The organism is Pseudomonas sp. BF-R-26 (assembly GCF_019947395.1).
In the GTDB taxonomy this organism is placed as follows: domain Bacteria; phylum Pseudomonadota; class Gammaproteobacteria; order Pseudomonadales; family Pseudomonadaceae; genus Aquipseudomonas; species Aquipseudomonas farris.
In genome coordinates this window covers 282,516-298,306 of the sequence record NZ_JAGYGK010000006.1, presented here as the reverse complement: position 1 = coordinate 298,306, position 15,791 = coordinate 282,516, and the positions used below count along the sequence as shown (strand labels likewise).

Below are 15,791 nucleotides of genomic sequence, written 5' to 3'. Positions count from 1 at the left end.
CACGCGAACTGACAGAGGCTGGCGCTGATGTATCCCTTTTTACTGGTCACGCATTTGCTGGCAGCGATTGCCTTCATCGGCACACTGTTTTTCGAGGTGGTCATCTGGCATCGCGCGCGCCAGCAGTTGGCGGATCCCGCGCAAACCACGGCGGATCAGGCGATTGCCGTGCGTTCGCGCAAGGTACTGCATGGCGTGGTGTTGCTGTTGTATGGCGCCGGCATCGGCCTGGCGTGGCAGTACCGGGGCGCATTGAGTCAGCCGCTGGCCAGCAGCTTTGGTACGTTGCTGAGCCTGAAGATCATCCTGGCCCTGAGCATCATCGGTCATTACTTGCTGTTGGCCTATTGGCTGACCCATGCGCGCCTGACCACGACTCGCGCCACCTGGATTCGCCGCAGCATCCTCGGGCACATGGTGTTAATCGTGATCCTGGCCAAGGCGATGTTCTATTGGCACGGTTGATCGTGCTGGAAAACCCATAAATCCGTGGTGACGCCATTCGCGAGCAGGCTCGCTCCCACATTGGAATACCATCCCATGTGGGAGCGAGCCTGCTCGCGAAAGCGGCCTCCGAAAATCGATCAGTGACGAGGGTTCAGGGCATTGATGAACAACACGTTGTTTTCCAGATGAATGTGTTGCATCAGGTCGTCTTTGAATTCCAGCAGCCCGCGATAGAGGGCACGCCAGGTGTTACAGGCATCGGCAGGCGGGATGATGTGATTGGTCAGGGCGAGCATCTTCTCCAGGGCTTCACCATGTTGATCATGTTCGAAGCGCAGCACCTGGATCGGCGGCGCCGCTTGAGCACCGATGCCTTGTTGCAGCATCGGGAACAGCACCTGTTCTTCCTTGAGCATGTGGCCTTCGAGTTCTTGTTGCATGTCGGTCAGAAGATCGGCCAGGCCGTTGGGGCAGCTGCTGCGCGCGCCATGGACCTGCTCGACGCGGCGGGCCAGGCGGATCAGTTCCGGCAATTGCTCGCGGTGGCGGGCGTGGTAGCGCGCCAGAAGGTGGGCGATCAACAGTTCCAAAGGTTCGTTGCGCCAGTCGTGCTGGGTTTCGCCGGCGTCTTGCAGAATGTTCAGCGCGTCGGCAATGAGGACCGGATCGAGGTTTTTGCCAAGGGCCGCTTCACGCAGGCTCTTATGCCCGCCGCAACAGAAGTCCAGTTTGAAGGTATGAAAGATCCGGGTGGCACCGGGAATGTCGCAGGCCAGTTGGCCGAGGCTTTGTTCCAATAGGGTCTGGCTCATCAGGGTTCCTTGTTTGGGTTTCAACGGTTCCCCAGGCTCATTGCATCCGGCATGCCATATTTAAATGATTGAAAAATATGAATTTATTTTTAGTTGTGGTGATAGGCACCCTGACGCTTTAGGGTGAATCCAACCATAGAGGGTGATTACTACCATGCTGCGAGAAAGCCTGGCAGCCGACCTGATCGTCGAGTTGCCCAATGCCGTGCGGTTGCAACGATTGGTCCAGACCCTGCGCGAATACTTCAACAGTGGCGCCGTGGGTTTGCTGCGTCTGGATGACGATAGCCTCAGGCCCGTGGCGACGGTGGGGCTGGTTCATGAAGCGTTGGGGCGCCGGTTCGTCATCGCCCAGCATCCCCGGCTGGCGGCAATCATGGCGTCGCGCGAGCCGACCTGGTTCGAACCCGACAGTCGCCTGCCGGACCCCTACGACGGCTTGCTCGACAATCACGTCGGCGAACCGCTGCCGGTGCATGACTGCATGGGCGTGAGCCTGTATGTCGAAGGACGGATCTGGGGCGCGATCACCCTCGATGCGCTGCACGCCGGGACCTTCGACAGCCGGGCGCGGGAAGAGCTCAAGCGTTGCACCTTACAGATCGAAGCCGCCGTGCGGGTCACCCGACTGGAACAGGAAAACCGCAGCTTGCGTCTGTCCCGCAGCGATCCCCAGGACTTGCGAATGCCGGTCGAGGAGGGCGAGATCCTCGGGCAGAGTGAGGTGCTGCATCAATTGCTCAATGAGCTGGATGTACTGGCCGACTCCGATCTGCCGGTGTTGCTGTTGGGCGAGACTGGCGTCGGCAAAGAGTTGTTCGCCCGGCGCTTGCATCGTCTTTCAAGGCGCCATCACAAACCGCTGATCCACGTTAACTGCGCCGCTTTGCCGGAGTCGCTGGCAGAGAGTGAGTTGTTCGGGCATGTCAAAGGCGCCTTTTCCGGCGCCACCAGTGACCGTGCCGGACGCTTCGATGCCGCCAACGGAGGCACGCTGTTTCTCGATGAAGTCGGTGAATTGCCATTGGCCGTGCAAGCGAAGTTGCTGCGCACCCTGCAGAACGGCGAAATCCAGCGCCTCGGCGCCGACAAGCCGCTGCACGTCGATGTGCGCATCATCGCCGCCACTAACAGGCATCTGCCGGACAGTATCCGCGACGGCTTTTTTCGCGCCGATCTGTATCACCGGCTCTCGGTGTATCCAGTGCCGATTCCGCCCCTGCGCGAGCGCGGTAACGATGTGTTGATGTTGGCCGGGCATTTCCTTGAACTCAATCGGGCGCGGCTCGGCCTGCGCGGCTTGCGCCTGTCGCCGGCGGCCGAACGCGCGCTGCTGCTTTATACCTGGCCGGGCAATGTGCGCGAACTGGAGCATGTGATCAGTCGGGCTGCGTTGAAGCAGCTCAGTCGCGGTACGAGTCGCGCGTTGATCATGACGCTGGAGCCTGAAATTCTCGATCTCGACAGCGCGATGGCGGCATCGGGGACGGTGGTCGAACCATCCCCGGACGTTACGGCTGATCTGCCGTTCCAGCCCTTGGGTGAAGCCGTCGACGATTACCAGCGCAAGAAAATTCTCCAGGCCCTGAGCCTGTCCGGGGAAAACTGGGCCAGCGCCGCGCGAATCCTCGAAGTCGATCCCAGCAACCTGCACAAACTGGCGCGGCGGCTGCGTCTCAAGTAGGCGACAGTGTTGATGGCGGTCAAGGTGGTATCGCGCAGTGCCTCGCACACTGCGTAAAACCTTCCGGAGATCACCGTCATGCCGCTTTCCCTGGCTCAGATGCGCCGTAACTACACCCTTAATGGCCTGCAAGATGAGGCGGCGCTGGACGATCCGCTGGCGATGTTCCGGCAGTGGCTGCAACAGGCTCGCGACACCGAGTGCGCACCTGTCGAGGCCAATAGCATGGTGCTGGCGACGGTCGACCCTGAAGGACGGCCGCACTGTCGGGTTCTGCTGCTCAAGGGATTGAGCGATGAAGGCTTTACTTTTTTCGGCAACTACCAGAGCGACAAGGGTCAGCAACTGGCCGCCAATCCCTATGCCGCGATGACGTTTTTCTGGCCGGGACTGGAGCGTCAGGTGCGTATCGAAGGGCAGGTGTCCAGGCTCGATCCGGCGTTGTCGGATGCGTACTTCGATTCTCGTTCCATGGCCAGTCGCCTGGGTGCCTGGGCTTCACCGCAAAGCCGTCCGCTGACCAGTCGCGCAGCGCTGGAATCCATGCTGGCTGAAACCATCAAGCGCTTCGTTGGCCAGACCGTGTCGCGTCCCGAGCATTGGGGCGGCTATTGCCTGCACCCTGAACGTCTGGAGTTCTGGCAGGGACGGGCCGACCGCTTGCATGATCGACTTGATTACCGGTTGCGCGATGGTCTGTGGAAACGGAGCCGGTTGGCACCTTGAAAGCGATGGGGGACAGTGTGGGAGCGGGCTTGCCCGCGAAGGCGTCATTTCAGTCAATACATGTGTTGAGTCGAATATCGCCATCGCGGGCAAGCCCGCTCCCACAGGTTTTTGTGCCTGAGCATTCTACTTATGTCCCCGACGAGGTACCTCCTTGGAGGAATTGGCTCGCTCGCTATTCCGGTTCAGGCTTCGGGCCATACCCTCATCTACGGGAAGACCTGGATATGGCCCATCTGGCGCAACGCACGTTTGAACCCCTGAACATTGCCGTACTGACCATCAGCGATACGCGCACCTTTGACACCGATACTTCGGGGCAGACCCTGACGGATTTGCTGCAAACAGCCGGGCATGTGTTGATCGATCGTGATCTGGTCAAGGACGACATTTATCAGATCCGCGCAACCGTTTCCCGGTGGATCGCCGACCCCAAAGTGCAAGTGGTTTTGATGACCGGCGGCACCGGTTTCACCGCTCGCGACAACACACCGCAAGCGGTGCTGCCGCTGTTGGACAAACATGTGGAAGGCTTCGGCGAATTGTTCCGTCAGGTGTCTCTGGAGGAAATCGGCATGTCCAGCCTGCAGTCCCGGGCACTGGCCGGCATGAGTAACGGCGTACTGGTGTGCTGCGTTCCAGGCTCGCCGGGTGCCTGCCGGACTGCCTGGAACAAGATCCTGCTCGAACAATTGGACAGTCGCACCGGCCCGTGCAATTTCGCCCCGCATTTGAAACCGCAAGCGCAGCGGATCATCGACGCCTGCGGGACGCGCACATGACCGGCCGGGTGTGCGACATCGGCAACCTGATGCCCGTGGACGAGGCCATCAGCCGTCTGCTGGATCAGGCACCGCCGCCGCCCCTGGCGCAAATGGTTCGTCTGGATCAAGCCATGGGGCGGGTGCTGGCGGCGGACATTCATTCCCCGGTGAACCTGCCGGCCTGGGACAACAGTGCCATGGACGGCTATGCCCTCAGGGCAGCTGACCTGCCCCAGGCGGGTGGCTGTTTATCGATTGGCGGGCGCATTGCGGCGGGGGACCAAGCGTGCTCGCCCTTGCTCGCGCAGCAGGCGGTGCAGATCTTTACCGGCGCGCCATTGCCACCGGGTGCCGATACCGTCGTGCCGCAAGAGCGCTGTCGGGTCGAGGGCGAGCGCGTCTGGTTCCCGCCTGTATCCGTTGGCGACCATGTGCGCAAGGAGGGTGAGGAAGTTCGCCGCGGGGATCTGTTGCTCAAGGCCGGTAAACGCCTGCGCGCACAAGAACTGGGGTTATTGGCTGGCGCTGGTATCGCGCGGGTCGAGGTCTATCAGCCGTTGCAGGTGTGCCTGCTCAGCAGCGGTAATGAACTGCGTGAGCCGGGCGATCCTTTGGCGCCGGGGCAGATTTACAACAGCAACCGGTATTGCCTCGCCGCGTTGTTGCGCGGCTGGGGCGTTGAGGTGCACGACTATGGCGTCATGGTCGATGAGTTGGCGGCCAGCCGGCATGCCTTGAGCCTGGCGTCTTCGGAATGCGACTTGCTGTTGAGTTCCGGTGGCGTGTCGGTGGGCGAGGAAGATCACCTCAAACAGGCGATCGAGGAACTGGGCAACGTCGATTTCTGGCGGCTGGCCATCCAGCCGGGCAAGCCACTGGCCTTTGGTGAAGTGGCCGGCAAACCGTGGATCGGCATGCCGGGAAATCCGTCGGCGGCGCTGATTACCGCGTTGGTGGTGGTGCGTCCGTTCCTGCTCAGGGCCCAAGGCGTGACTGACGTACTGCCGGTGCCGTTAGCCGTGCCAGCCGGGTTCGACTGGTTGCAGCGTAACAAGCGTCGGCAGTACCTGCGGGCCAGATTGACGCCCGGAGCTGACGGCCAGTTGAGCGTGGAACTGCACCCTCAGCAAAGCTCGGCCATGTTGACCGCCGCGTGCTGGGCCGATGGGCTGGCGGTGATCGAGTGCGAGCAGCAAGTGCTCAAGCACGACAACGTGATGTTCCTGTCCTTCGCCGACCTGATGCATTGATGGCAATTGATTGCCGTCAAGGCCGTGCCTGCCGGTCTCGCTAGACTGGCAGCGCCTTTTTCGATCGCCCCGGACCTTCGCGTCATGGGCATCAGGCGATGGCCCAGACGCGTTTTTTCATGAGGATTACCCATGCAACTGGTCTGCCCGGCAGGGAACCTGCCTGCGCTTAAAGCGGCGGTGCGCCAAGGCGCCGATGCTGTCTATGTCGGCTTTCGCGATGACACCAACGCCCGGCATTTCGCGGGGCTGAACATGGACGACAAACAGTTCGACGCCGCGGTCGCCCACATTCGCCAGCATCAACGCAAACTCTACGTCGCGGTCAACACGTACCCGCAACCCAAGGGCTGGGAGCGCTGGCAGCGGGCGGTGGATCGTGCCGCCGATTTCGGCGTCGATGCGCTGATCGCCGCCGACCCCGGGGTGCTCAACTACGCCAGTCAGCGGCATCCGCAACTGGCGTTGCACCTGTCGGTCCAGGGCTCGGCGACCCATGCCGCCGCGCTGGAGTTTTATGCGCAGCGCTACGGCATTCGACGCGCGGTGCTGCCGCGAGTGTTGTCGTTGGCGCAAGTACGCCAGGTTGCCGCCAGCAGCCCGGTGCCCATCGAAGTGTTTGGCTTCGGCAGCTTGTGCATCATGGCCGAAGGGCGTTGCCATCTGTCTTCCTACATCACCGGCGAGTCGCCGAACCTGTGCGGTGTCTGTTCGCCAGCCAAGGCGGTGCGCTGGAGCGAGGACGCCGAAGGCTTGAGTGCGCGCCTCAGCGAAGTCCTGATCGATCGCTACACCCCTGACGAACCGGCTGGTTACCCGACCTTGTGCAAGGGCCGTTTCCTGGTCGGCGGCAAACGCTTTCATGCGCTGGAGGAGCCCACCAGCCTCGACACCCTGGACTTGCTGCCGGAACTGACGGCCATCGGCGTCGAAGCCGTGAAAATCGAGGGTCGCCAACGCAGCCCGGCCTACGTCGAACAAGTCACCCGCGTCTGGCGCGCGGCACTGGACGCCCATCGTGGCGCACCGGGCAATTTTCGGGTCAAGGAGGAATGGCGTCAGGTGCTGGCCGGTTTGTCCGAAGGCAGCCAGACCACCCTGGGTGCTTATCATCGATCATGGCAATGAGGGATTCGACATGAAACTCAGCCTGGGACCGGTCCTGTTTTATTGGGACAAAGAGCAACTCAGCAACTTTTACGCCGAGATGTCGGCCTTGCCCCTGGATGTGATTTACCTGGGGGAAACCGTGTGCTCGAAACGCCGGGCATTTTCACTGGATCAATGGCTGGGGTTGGGCCGTGAGTTGCAGGAATGCAGCCAGGCGCAATTGGTGCTTTCCAGCCTGACGCTGATCGAAGCGGCGTCCGAACTCTCTAGCCTGCGCCGGCTGTGCGACAACGGCCAATTGCTGGTGGAAGCCAACGACATGGGCGCGGTGCAGTTCCTGGCCGAGCGCAAGCTGCCGTTCGTGGGCGGCCCGGCCCTTAATCTGTACAACGGTCATGCGCTGGCGCAACTGCTCGACAGCGGAATGACCCGCTGGGTGCCGCCCGTGGAATGTTCGGCGGCGCTGATTGGTGACGTGATCGAACAGGTACGCGAACTGGGCCGTGCAGTGCCGGAAGTTGAAATCTTTGCCTATGGGCATCTGCCGTTGGCCTATTCCGCACGCTGCTTCACCGCCCGTGCGGAAAACCGGCCCAAGGACGACTGCCAGTTTTGCTGCATCAACTACCCCGACGGCCTGGCGCTGACCAGCCAGGAAGGGCAGGCGCTGTTCACCATCAACGGTATTCAGACAATGTCGGCCGAGGTGACCAATCTGTTGGCCGATTACTCCGGGCTGGTGGCCTGCGGGGCCGATCTGTTGCGCTTGAGTCCTCGTGCTCAGGGCATGGCCGAAGTGGTCGCGGCCTATCAACGGGTTCGTCTGGGCGAGACACCGCCGCTGTTCGTCGAAGGGTGCAATGGTTATTGGCATGGCCAGGCCGGCATGCTGCGCGTCGAGGAGGTCGGCCTGTGTTGAATCGAAAAAAGTGGCTGTTGAAAGGTGCCGACCGGTTGTTGCCGTTGGTGCGCCGGGTGCCTTTTGCCGTGCAGCGCCTGGCGTTGCAACAGGCGCTGAATCGCTGCCTCGCCGAGCCGTTACGCGATGGTGAGTTCGAGGTTTTGCGTGGGCGTTGGTTGTGTTTGCGGATTCCGGATCTGGGGTTGTCCTGGTATTTGACGCTCAGTGGTAAAGGGTTGCGGATTGCTGAGCACGCTACTGCGCATGTGACGATCAGTGGTAACTGGCGGGAGTTTTTGCTGCTGGCGAGTCGTCAGGAAGATCCGGACACGTTGTTTTTTCGCCGGCGTTTGGTGATTGAGGGGGATACGGAGTTGGGGTTGGCGTTGAAGAATCTGATCGACAGTCTGGATCCTGATGTGTTGCCTGTTTGGTTGTGGCGCAATCTGGAACGGGCGGGGAAGGGGTTGGCGGCCGGTTAGCCGGGCTGTGTTTTTGGTCGGGGTACATATCCATTCCTGCGGTAATGGCCGCTTAGGGTTCCGCCCTTACGGCGGGTCACTTTGGAAAAGCGCCAAAGTAACCAAAACGCTTTGGCCCCTGACGTCCGGTGCCTCGCCTAGGCTCGGCATGCCCTCGCTCCGGTCCTGCTCCGTGGGCCCGCCGCCATCGGCCATCCATGGCCGGGGGCGGCTACCGCGGCATCCTTGCCGCGGTGCCCACTGCGCAGAACCTGCGCTCGGCCTTCCGACGGGGCAGATCAAGATCAAGATCAAAAGCCAAAGCCAAAGCCAAAGCCAAAGCCAAAGCCAAAGCCAAAGCCAAAGCCAAAGCAAAGCCACAGGAGCCGTCCCCACACTGATCGTTCCCACGCTCTGCGTGGGAATGCATCCCGTGACGCTCTGCGTCACCATTGCGCAGGACTCAAGTCTTGCGTCGACAGCGGAACGCGGAGCGTCCCCGGCGGCATTCCCACGCGGAGCGTGGGAACGATCAGTACGCACAGGTGTTGAGGAGACAGGCCGGCCGGTAGGCCGCCTCGCGCTGCTTTTGCGGTAGTCGCCCCCTCGAGAGGCCGAGCGCAGGTTCTGCGCAGTGGGCAACCCGGCATGGATGCCGGGTTAGCCGCCCCCGGCCATGGATGGCCGATGGCGGCGGGCCCACGGAGCAGGACCGGAGCGAGGGCATGGCGAGCCTAGGCGAGCCACCGATCGAAAGGGGCAGAAGCGCTTTGGTTACTTTCGCGCTTTTCGAAAGTGACTCGCTGTAAAAGCGAAACCATTAGAAGCCGTTACCGCAGGAATGGATATGTACTCCGACCAAAATTATAAGTCAGCGGTCAGTCCGCTTTCGCGAGCAAGCCCGCTCCTACATTTGGATTTTCGTTGGCCCTCAGGCCATCGTTTCCTGCCGGCTTTCATGCTGCCGAGCATCACTGACAATCAACTGCCTGATCCCTTCAAACAACTCATCACTCTGCGCCTGCGTGCAATCCTCACCATGGCGTTTGCGCAGCCCATAGTGGCTGAGAATCAGATGCACATCAGCATGCAGACCATGTTGCTTGAGGCAGTTTTCAACGCATTGCAACGGGCAGCCATCCAGCGCGAAGATCCGGCGCCCCGAGCGTGCCTTGTTGACCAGCGCCGCCACATGCCCGCCGACACCGACGATGCAGGACATTTCAGCCAGGCCGCTGCGGTCCAGTCGCACGGCCAGGGTGTTGGCCAGTTGGGCGACGTTGGAGCAACCTGAGCAGGAGTAAACCAAAGGCAGGGTTGAACGGGGCATTTGCACTCTCCGTGGATGGACGCTGCCAGTGTGCAAGGCGCGTGGCATTGCGCCTTGATGACGGTCAATTCCGGCTATTGGAAAGCCGCCAGCTCCTCCTCGGCGAGAATGCTGATATGGCGACGCTCCATGGCGATCAGGCCGCACTCCACCAGGCGATGCAAAATCCGCGAGAAGGTTTCCGGCTGAATCCCCAGCTTCGACGCCACCAGACGTTTGGACACCTGCAAGACAATCTGGCCGGTAACCGGGTGGCGTTCCTGGAACAGAAAATTGATCACCCGACGGCTCGCGCTGGCCATGGTCAAGGTATCGATGTCACGCAGACGCAGGTGCAGGTGAACGCTCATGCTCGCGAGGATCGCCAGACAGACTTTCGGCTGGTCCTCCAGGGCATTGCGGTAATGGTTGCCCTCGATACTCACCAGCACGCTGTCCTTCAGGGCCGTGGCGCTCACCGGGTAGAGACGGGCCTGGCTGAACAGCAAGGCTTCGGCAAAGGTCTGGCCGGGCTGGATGATCTCCACCAGGTTTTCCTGGCCTTCGCCGGTGAGCCGGTACAGCTTGACTTGGCCGCTGACCAGCAGGAAAAAACGCCTGGCCGGATCCCCTTGGTGCATGAGGGTGCTGTGACAGGCCAGGCGCTTGAGCATGGCCAGGCTGCAGACTTCCTCGAAGACTTTCTCCGGGAGCTGGCTGAACAGATGATGACGGCGCAACGTTAAAACGATGGAAGGGTGGGTCAGCATGGCGTACCTCCGCTGACCGTCATAGTAGAGAGCGCAGGCCAAATGACCTATGCCTCTGCAGGCCTACCTCCAAGGAGGCATGCCCCTCAGCCCGCACTGCGCAGATGCTCCATGGCCCACACTGCCGCTTCTACCCGCGAGCGCAAACCGAGTTTGTGCAGCAGGTTTTTCACGTGGACCTTGACCGTCCCTTCGGTGATGCCCAGCTTGTGCCCGATGACCTTGTTGCTGAAGCCGCTGGCGATGGTTTTCAATACTTGGCGTTCACGCTCGGTCAATTCCACCACGGCCTGGCGCGGCGGCGAGCGCAGCGCCTGGGCCATGACTTGAGTCAGGCCGGGGCTAATCACCAAGGCGCCGTTCAAGGCATCGCGGATGTACTGGATCAACAGTTCCGGTTCCATGTCCTTGAGCAGATAACCGTCGGCATCCAGCCGTAGTGCATCGCGAATATCGTCTTCGGCGTCCGACACGGTGAACAGCAGCACTTTGCCGGTGTAGTTCATCGCCCGTAATCGGCGCAGGGTTTCGATGCCATTCATTTGCGGCATGTTGTTGTCGAGCAAGACCAGATCCGGTCGAAGCGGCTCAATCAGGCCGAGTGCTTCTTCACCCTGGCTGGCTTCGCCGACGATCAGGAAATCATCTTCGAGTTCGAGCATCTGGCGTATGCCATGACGCATCATCGGGTGGTCGTCTACCAGCAGGATTCTGTGTTGCGGGGACGGGGTCATGTGACGCTACCTTCTGTTTGCTGCCCGAGAAATTCCGGATGGAATTCCAGTTGGACACGGGTGCCTTGGGGTTCCCTGGAGATGATCTGCAGCTGGCCGTGCAAGCTGCGAGCCCGCTCATCCATGATGTTCAGGCCGTGGTGTTCGCGTTGGTCGACGTTGCCGCTGAAGCCGCGACCGTCGTCTTCGACCGACAACCTGACTGTCTCGCCGTCTTGGCGCAGTTGTAGCCAGGCGTTTTGCGCATGGGCGTGGCGCAAGCAGTTGGAGAGCGCCTCGCGGGTGATCTGCAGAATGTGGATTTGTTCGCTGGCCGTTAGCTGAAAGGCCAGCGTGTCGACGTGCAGATGCACCTGAAACTCCCCGCGACGAGAAAATTCCTCGGCGGTGTCCTTGAGTTCCTGCACCAGTCCCGCATCGTGAATCTGCAAACGAAAAGTCGTCAGCAACTCGCGTAACTGGCGATAGGCATTGTTCAGTCCCTCGCGCAATTCGGCGGTGACGGTTTCCAGGGTCTGGACCGGTTCGCCCCGACGCATCAGGGTTTGCATGCGGCTGACTTGCAGCTTCATGTAGGACAGGGCCTGGGCCAGTGAGTCGTGCAGCTCGCGGGCGATGATCGTGCGTTCTTCGAGCAGCAGCAGGCGATGATCCTGTTCCCGTTGACGCTTGAGCGAGAGTGAGGTGCCGATCAGGTTGGCCAGGGCCTGGATCAGTTGGGTTTCCCAGGCTTGCATGGGATGGCCATCGACAAAGTGCGCCTTCAGCTCACCCAGTTCACTGCCCTGGTTGCTGATGCTGAAGGCTTGCGGATTGGCTTTGTGGTGCTTCTGGCAAGTGGCGCAGTCGGTACTGGCGCAGACTTCGCGGATGTTCGCGCCGTGCAGGGCCAGTAGCTGTTGGGCCGGTGCCTGCAGTTGGCCTTGCAAGCACAGCGACAGGCGCAAGCCGGGCAGGCGTTGCTGGAAGCGTCGAATCAATTCATCGAGGCCTTCGGCATTGGCCAGGCGTGTGGCCAGGCTTCGGCTGCTTTGATACAGAAGCTCCAGGGCGGCATTGGCTTGTTGCAGGTTCAGGGTTTTTTGCCGGACCTGACTTTCCAGGGTGCGATGCGACTCTTCGATCGTTTCGGCCATGGTGTTGAAACTCGTGGCCAACTGGCCCAGTTCGTCCTGGGACTGATGGTTGACCCGCACCTTGAAGTCGCCGCGACGAAAGCGCTGGGTCGCGTCCACCAACTCCTTGAGGGGCGTGACGACACCGTACTGCAACTCGTACAACCCGATCAGCAGGACAATCATGGTGGTAAACAAGGCCATGCCCTGGATCGCCTGTTGCCAGCCCTGCTTTTGTTCACTCTGACGCTGCAACAGATTGACGAACTGGTTCAGTTGCTCAACGAAGGAATGAGCCTGGACTTGAAAAGCAGCCGCATCGCCGCGCTCAAGTGCCGGGCGTAAATCCTCGTTCCATTGTTGCTGGATTTGCCCATAGCTGACTTGCAGGGCGGCGGTCGGGCCATCTTCCAGCACGGCCTTGAGTGACTGGCTGGTGAGACGGGTTTGCAGGCTGTCGGTGATGGCAGCGATTTCTGAGGGCGTTGCACCCGCGGCCAGTTTCCAGCTCAGGTGGTAAGTCTCCATGCGCACCGAGCCTGCGGTGTTGATGGCGGCGGCATCGCCCTGGCTGAACCAGGCGATCAACCCGGCGCTCAACGAACTGGCGAGCGCCAGCACGGCGATCAGGATCACCGCCAGCCCGGCGCGAGCGGGCAGGGAGCTGCGCAACCAGCGCATCATCGGGTCCGGTCCGGGAAAAAAATCAGAAAACAGAGCATGAAAAGTTCCAGCGTGTGGTTTTGCCGCCGATCCCGGGCGCGCTACCTCTAAAGAGTTGTCGACTGTTCCTTGTCAGCAAAAGCGTCGGTTAAAACCCTCAACAGGCTGATAAATAAAGGGTTTTAAGGTTGTCTTGCACTACCTCCTTAGAGGTAGACCGCACAAGCATAGGCCTATGCCCCCTAGGGCTTCGTTGACATGGGTCAAGTTTTTGCGGGGTTGGCCTCTCTAGTCTGCCGCCATGGCTAACTGACTGGAGAGCATTGTGACCCAACCGCGTGTACGACAAGGCTTGGTGCTGGGCATGAGCACGCTGGCCTTCACTGTGTGCTTTATGGTCTGGATGATGTTTGCCGTGCTCGGGGTGCCGATCAAGGACCTTCTCCAGCTCAACGAAACCCAATTCGGCCTGCTGGCCGCGACCCCGGTGCTGACCGGCTCGCTGGTGCGTTTGCCGCTGGGTTTGCTGACCGACCGTTTTGGCGGGCGCAGCGTGTTCTTCCTGCTGATGTTGGCCTGCGTCGCGCCGCTGTATTTGATCAGTCACGCCACCGCCTACTGGCAGTTCCTGGTGCTGGGCTTGTTCGTCGGCCTGGCAGGCGGCTCGTTCTCGGTCGGGATTGCCTACGTCGCCAAATGGTTCGACAAGGAGAATCAAGGCTTCGCCATGGGCATCTTCGGCGCCGGTAACGCCGGGGCTGCGGTGACCAAGTTTCTCGCTCCGGCACTGATCGCAGCCGGCAGCTGGCAGCTGGTGCCGAAAGTCTTCAGCGCGATCCTCTTTATTACCGCGCTGCTGTTCTGGTTTCTGAGTGCCGAAAACAAGGACCACCACAGTGCCACCGGCGCCACCTTGCGTGAGCAACTGCGCTCGCTGAAAGACCCTGCGGTGTGGCGCTACTGCCAGTACTACTCGATCGTCTTCGGTGGCTACGTCGCCCTGGCACTGTGGATGACCAAGTACTACGTGCAGGAATACGGTTTCAGCCTGCAAAGTGCGGCGCTGCTGGCGGCCTGTTTTTCCCTGCCCGGTGGCGTGCTGCGCGCCGTCGGCGGTTGGATGTCGGATCGCTGGGGTGCGCAAAGCGTGACCTGGTGGGTGTTGTGGGTCAGCTGGATCTGCCTGTTCCTGCTCTCGTATCCCCAGACCCAACTGCAAGTGCAGACCATCAACGGCCCGGTGGATTTCCACATCGGCCTGAGCCCTGCGTTGTTCACCGTGCTGCTGTTCGTCATGGGCATCGCCTTCGCGTTCGGCAAGGCCTCGGTCTTCAAATACATCGCCAATGACTACCCGAAAAACATGGGCGCGGTGTCCGGCATCGTGGGCCTCGCCGGTGGTCTGGGTGGCTTCGTGCTGCCGATCCTGTTCGGCGCCCTGGTGGACCTCACCGGCGTGCGCTCTTCCTGCTTCATGTTGATGTACGGCGTGGTCTGGGTCTCCCTCACCTGGATGTACTTCAGCGAAATACGCAAAAGCCCGGTGCTGGGTAAAGCGCCGCTGCTGACCCCGTCCCCGATTTCCCGCATTGCCCTAGGAGAAGAACATGTCCGTTCTGCAAAAGCCTGACAAAGGCCCGGTCATTCATGACTGGCGCCCCGAGGACCCCGCGTTCTGGGGAAGTAGCGGCAAACAGACCGCCACTCGCAACTTGTGGATTTCCATTCCTGCGCTGTTGTTGGCCTTCGCGGTGTGGATGGTCTGGAGCACGGTGATTGTGCGTTTGAACGCCATCGGCTTCACCTTCACCACTGACCAGCTGTTCTGGTTGGCGGCATTGCCGGGACTGTCCGGTGCAACCTTGCGCGTCTTCTATTCCTTTATGGTGCCGATCTTCGGTGGCCGTCGCTGGACCGCCCTGAGCACCGCGTCGCTGTTGTTGCCATCGATCTGGATGGGCTTCGCCGTGCAGGACCCGAGCACCTCGTACAGCGTGTTCGTGTTGATTGCCTTGCTCTGCGGTTTTGGTGGCGGCAACTTTGCCTCGAGCATGTCCAACATCAGCTTCTTCTACCCCAAGTCGCAGCAGGGCACGGCCCTGGGCCTCAATGCCGGGTTGGGTAACCTGGGCGTCTCGGTGATGCAGTTCTGTGTGCCGCTGGTGATTACTTTCGGGGTGTTCGGCTTCATGGGCGGCTCGCCGCAAGCACTGCCGGACGGTGGCCAGTTGTGGCTGCAGAACGCCGGTTTCATCTGGGTGCCCTTTATTGTCCTGGTGACGGTGTTGGCCTGGTTCGGCATGAATGACCTGTCCAGTGCCCGCGCTTCTTTCAGCGAACAGGCGGTGATCTTCAAACGCAAACACAACTGGCTGATGTGCTGGTTGTACCTGGCGACCTTCGGTTCGTTCATTGGTTTCTCCGCCGCGTTTCCGCTGCTGATCAAAACCTCCTTCCCTGACGTGATTGCCTTGAAGTTTGCCTTTCTCGGTCCACTGGTTGGCGCTCTGGTACGGCCATTGGGTGGCTGGCTGGCCGACAAGCTCGGTGGCGCGAAAGTGACCTTGTGGAACTTCGTGCTGATGATCGTGATGGTGTTCGGTGTTCTGCACTTTCTGCCGCAAAGCGGCCAGGGCGGTAACTTCTACGGCTTCCTCGGTATGTTCATGCTGCTGTTCATCACCACCGGCGTCGGCAACGGTTCCACCTTCCGCATGATCCCGGTGATCTTCCGCACCCAACATGAAAAAGCCTCGGCCGGCAAACCAGCCGCCGTGCGCGAACAAGCGCTCAAGGATGCCGGCAAAGAATCAGCTGCGGTCCTGGGCTTCAGTTCGGCCATGGGCGCCTTCGGCGCGTTCTTTATTCCCAAATCCTTCGGCACTTCGATGGCCCAGACCGGCGGCCCGGAGATGGCCTTCTACATGTTCGTCGGCTTTTACCTGAGCTGCATCGTGGTGACCTGGTGGTGGTACGCGCGCAAAGGCGCCGCGACACCCTGCTGAGCCGAGCTGCATCCAACCATTGCGTGGGCGGGGCACAGAC

15 protein-coding genes are annotated in these 15,791 nt (G+C 60.8%); 10 read left to right on the top strand and 5 right to left on the bottom strand.

The window, feature by feature from the left end:
• Positions 1-27 precede the first annotated feature (27 nt).
• Positions 28-465 carry a CopD family copper resistance protein gene (locus KGB18_RS11025; RefSeq protein WP_201060720.1) on the top strand — a complete coding sequence of 146 codons (438 nt, stop codon included), beginning with the start codon at positions 28-30 and terminating at the stop codon, positions 463-465.
• 119 nt (positions 466-584) lie between these two features.
• Here KGB18_RS11025 and ytfE read toward each other — a convergent pair whose 3' ends face one another.
• On the bottom strand, positions 585-1,259 hold the full coding sequence (gene ytfE, locus KGB18_RS11020) for an iron-sulfur cluster repair protein YtfE (protein ID WP_008075057.1): 675 nt from the start codon (positions 1,257-1,259) through the stop codon (positions 585-587).
• A 154-nt stretch (positions 1,260-1,413) separates the two neighbouring features.
• Here ytfE and norR point away from each other — a divergent pair, with 154 nt between their 5' ends.
• The 7 genes from norR (at position 1,414) to KGB18_RS10985 (ending at position 8,176) form a co-directional block, all read left to right on the top strand.
• Positions 1,414-2,943 (top strand): nitric oxide reductase transcriptional regulator NorR, encoded by a 1,530-nt coding sequence (norR, locus tag KGB18_RS11015; RefSeq protein ID WP_223569876.1) that lies wholly within the window; start codon positions 1,414-1,416, stop codon positions 2,941-2,943.
• A gap of 78 nt (positions 2,944-3,021) precedes the next feature.
• The gene (gene pdxH, locus KGB18_RS11010; RefSeq protein WP_123722322.1) at positions 3,022-3,669 is read left to right on the top strand and encodes a pyridoxamine 5'-phosphate oxidase; all 648 of its coding nucleotides are present in this window, start codon (positions 3,022-3,024) and stop codon (positions 3,667-3,669) included.
• A gap of 227 nt (positions 3,670-3,896) precedes the next feature.
• Positions 3,897-4,451 (top strand): molybdenum cofactor biosynthesis protein B, encoded by a 555-nt coding sequence (moaB, locus tag KGB18_RS11005; RefSeq protein ID WP_201060718.1) that lies wholly within the window; start codon positions 3,897-3,899, stop codon positions 4,449-4,451.
• Entirely contained in the window at positions 4,448-5,683 is a 1,236-nt protein-coding gene (gene glp / locus KGB18_RS11000) for a gephyrin-like molybdotransferase Glp (protein ID WP_223569875.1), read from the top strand. The genes moaB and glp overlap by 4 nt, the downstream gene beginning before the upstream one ends.
• Before the next feature lie 132 nt (positions 5,684-5,815).
• A complete protein-coding gene (locus tag KGB18_RS10995) occupies positions 5,816-6,811 on the top strand; it encodes a peptidase U32 family protein (protein WP_123722325.1) in 996 nt (331 codons plus the stop codon).
• Positions 6,812-6,821: 10 nt separating this feature from the next.
• Entirely contained in the window at positions 6,822-7,712 is an 891-nt protein-coding gene (locus KGB18_RS10990) for a U32 family peptidase (RefSeq protein ID WP_223569874.1), read from the top strand.
• The gene (locus tag KGB18_RS10985; protein ID WP_123722327.1) at positions 7,706-8,176 is read left to right on the top strand and encodes an SCP2 domain-containing protein; all 471 of its coding nucleotides are present in this window, start codon (positions 7,706-7,708) and stop codon (positions 8,174-8,176) included. Before KGB18_RS10990 ends, KGB18_RS10985 begins: the two co-directional genes overlap by 7 nt.
• Before the next feature lie 910 nt (positions 8,177-9,086).
• On the opposite strand, the gene KGB18_RS10980 is transcribed toward KGB18_RS10985, so the two are convergent.
• From KGB18_RS10980 to KGB18_RS10965, 4 genes are all read right to left on the bottom strand, one after another.
• Positions 9,087-9,485: a putative zinc-binding protein gene (locus KGB18_RS10980; RefSeq protein WP_223569873.1), complete on the bottom strand. Its 399-nt coding sequence runs from the start codon at positions 9,483-9,485 to the stop codon at positions 9,087-9,089.
• Positions 9,486-9,559: 74 nt separating this feature from the next.
• Positions 9,560-10,234, bottom strand: coding sequence for a Crp/Fnr family transcriptional regulator (locus KGB18_RS10975; protein ID WP_123356590.1), 675 nt, complete (start codon positions 10,232-10,234; stop codon positions 9,560-9,562).
• Positions 10,235-10,320: 86 nt separating this feature from the next.
• Positions 10,321-10,968, bottom strand: a complete 648-nt coding sequence (gene narL / locus KGB18_RS10970; RefSeq protein ID WP_123356592.1) for a two-component system response regulator NarL — start codon at positions 10,966-10,968, stop codon at positions 10,321-10,323.
• Complete coding sequence (locus tag KGB18_RS10965) at positions 10,965-12,767, bottom strand: HAMP domain-containing protein (protein WP_123722329.1); 1,803 nt, start codon at positions 12,765-12,767, stop codon at positions 10,965-10,967. The genes narL and KGB18_RS10965 overlap by 4 nt, the downstream gene beginning before the upstream one ends.
• A 304-nt stretch (positions 12,768-13,071) precedes the next feature.
• Between KGB18_RS10965 and KGB18_RS10960 the strand changes: the two genes are divergently transcribed.
• On the top strand, positions 13,072-14,376 hold the full coding sequence (locus KGB18_RS10960; RefSeq protein WP_123722330.1) for an MFS transporter: 1,305 nt from the start codon (positions 13,072-13,074) through the stop codon (positions 14,374-14,376).
• Positions 14,354-15,751 (top strand): NarK family nitrate/nitrite MFS transporter, encoded by a 1,398-nt coding sequence (locus KGB18_RS10955; RefSeq protein WP_123722331.1) that lies wholly within the window; start codon positions 14,354-14,356, stop codon positions 15,749-15,751. The genes KGB18_RS10960 and KGB18_RS10955 overlap by 23 nt, the downstream gene beginning before the upstream one ends.
• Positions 15,752-15,791 lie beyond the last annotated feature (40 nt).

Coding starts and splice junctions, on each gene's coding strand:
- KGB18_RS10980 (WP_223569873.1), bottom strand. CDS start 9,485: ATGCCCCGTTCAACCCTGCCTTTGGTTTACTCCTGCTCAGGTTGCTCC.
- KGB18_RS10955 (WP_123722331.1), top strand. CDS start 14,354: ATGTCCGTTCTGCAAAAGCCTGACAAAGGCCCGGTCATTCATGACTGG.
- KGB18_RS10990 (WP_223569874.1), top strand. CDS start 6,822: ATGAAACTCAGCCTGGGACCGGTCCTGTTTTATTGGGACAAAGAGCAA.
- moaB (WP_201060718.1), top strand. CDS start 3,897: ATGGCCCATCTGGCGCAACGCACGTTTGAACCCCTGAACATTGCCGTA.
- narL (WP_123356592.1), bottom strand. CDS start 10,968: ATGACCCCGTCCCCGCAACACAGAATCCTGCTGGTAGACGACCACCCG.
- KGB18_RS10995 (WP_123722325.1), top strand. CDS start 5,816: ATGCAACTGGTCTGCCCGGCAGGGAACCTGCCTGCGCTTAAAGCGGCG.
- pdxH (WP_123722322.1), top strand. CDS start 3,022: ATGCCGCTTTCCCTGGCTCAGATGCGCCGTAACTACACCCTTAATGGC.
- norR (WP_223569876.1), top strand. CDS start 1,414: ATGCTGCGAGAAAGCCTGGCAGCCGACCTGATCGTCGAGTTGCCCAAT.
- KGB18_RS11025 (WP_201060720.1), top strand. CDS start 28: ATGTATCCCTTTTTACTGGTCACGCATTTGCTGGCAGCGATTGCCTTC.
- KGB18_RS10965 (WP_123722329.1), bottom strand. CDS start 12,767: ATGATGCGCTGGTTGCGCAGCTCCCTGCCCGCTCGCGCCGGGCTGGCG.
- KGB18_RS10975 (WP_123356590.1), bottom strand. CDS start 10,234: ATGCTGACCCACCCTTCCATCGTTTTAACGTTGCGCCGTCATCATCTG.
- ytfE (WP_008075057.1), bottom strand. CDS start 1,259: ATGAGCCAGACCCTATTGGAACAAAGCCTCGGCCAACTGGCCTGCGAC.
- glp (WP_223569875.1), top strand. CDS start 4,448: ATGACCGGCCGGGTGTGCGACATCGGCAACCTGATGCCCGTGGACGAG.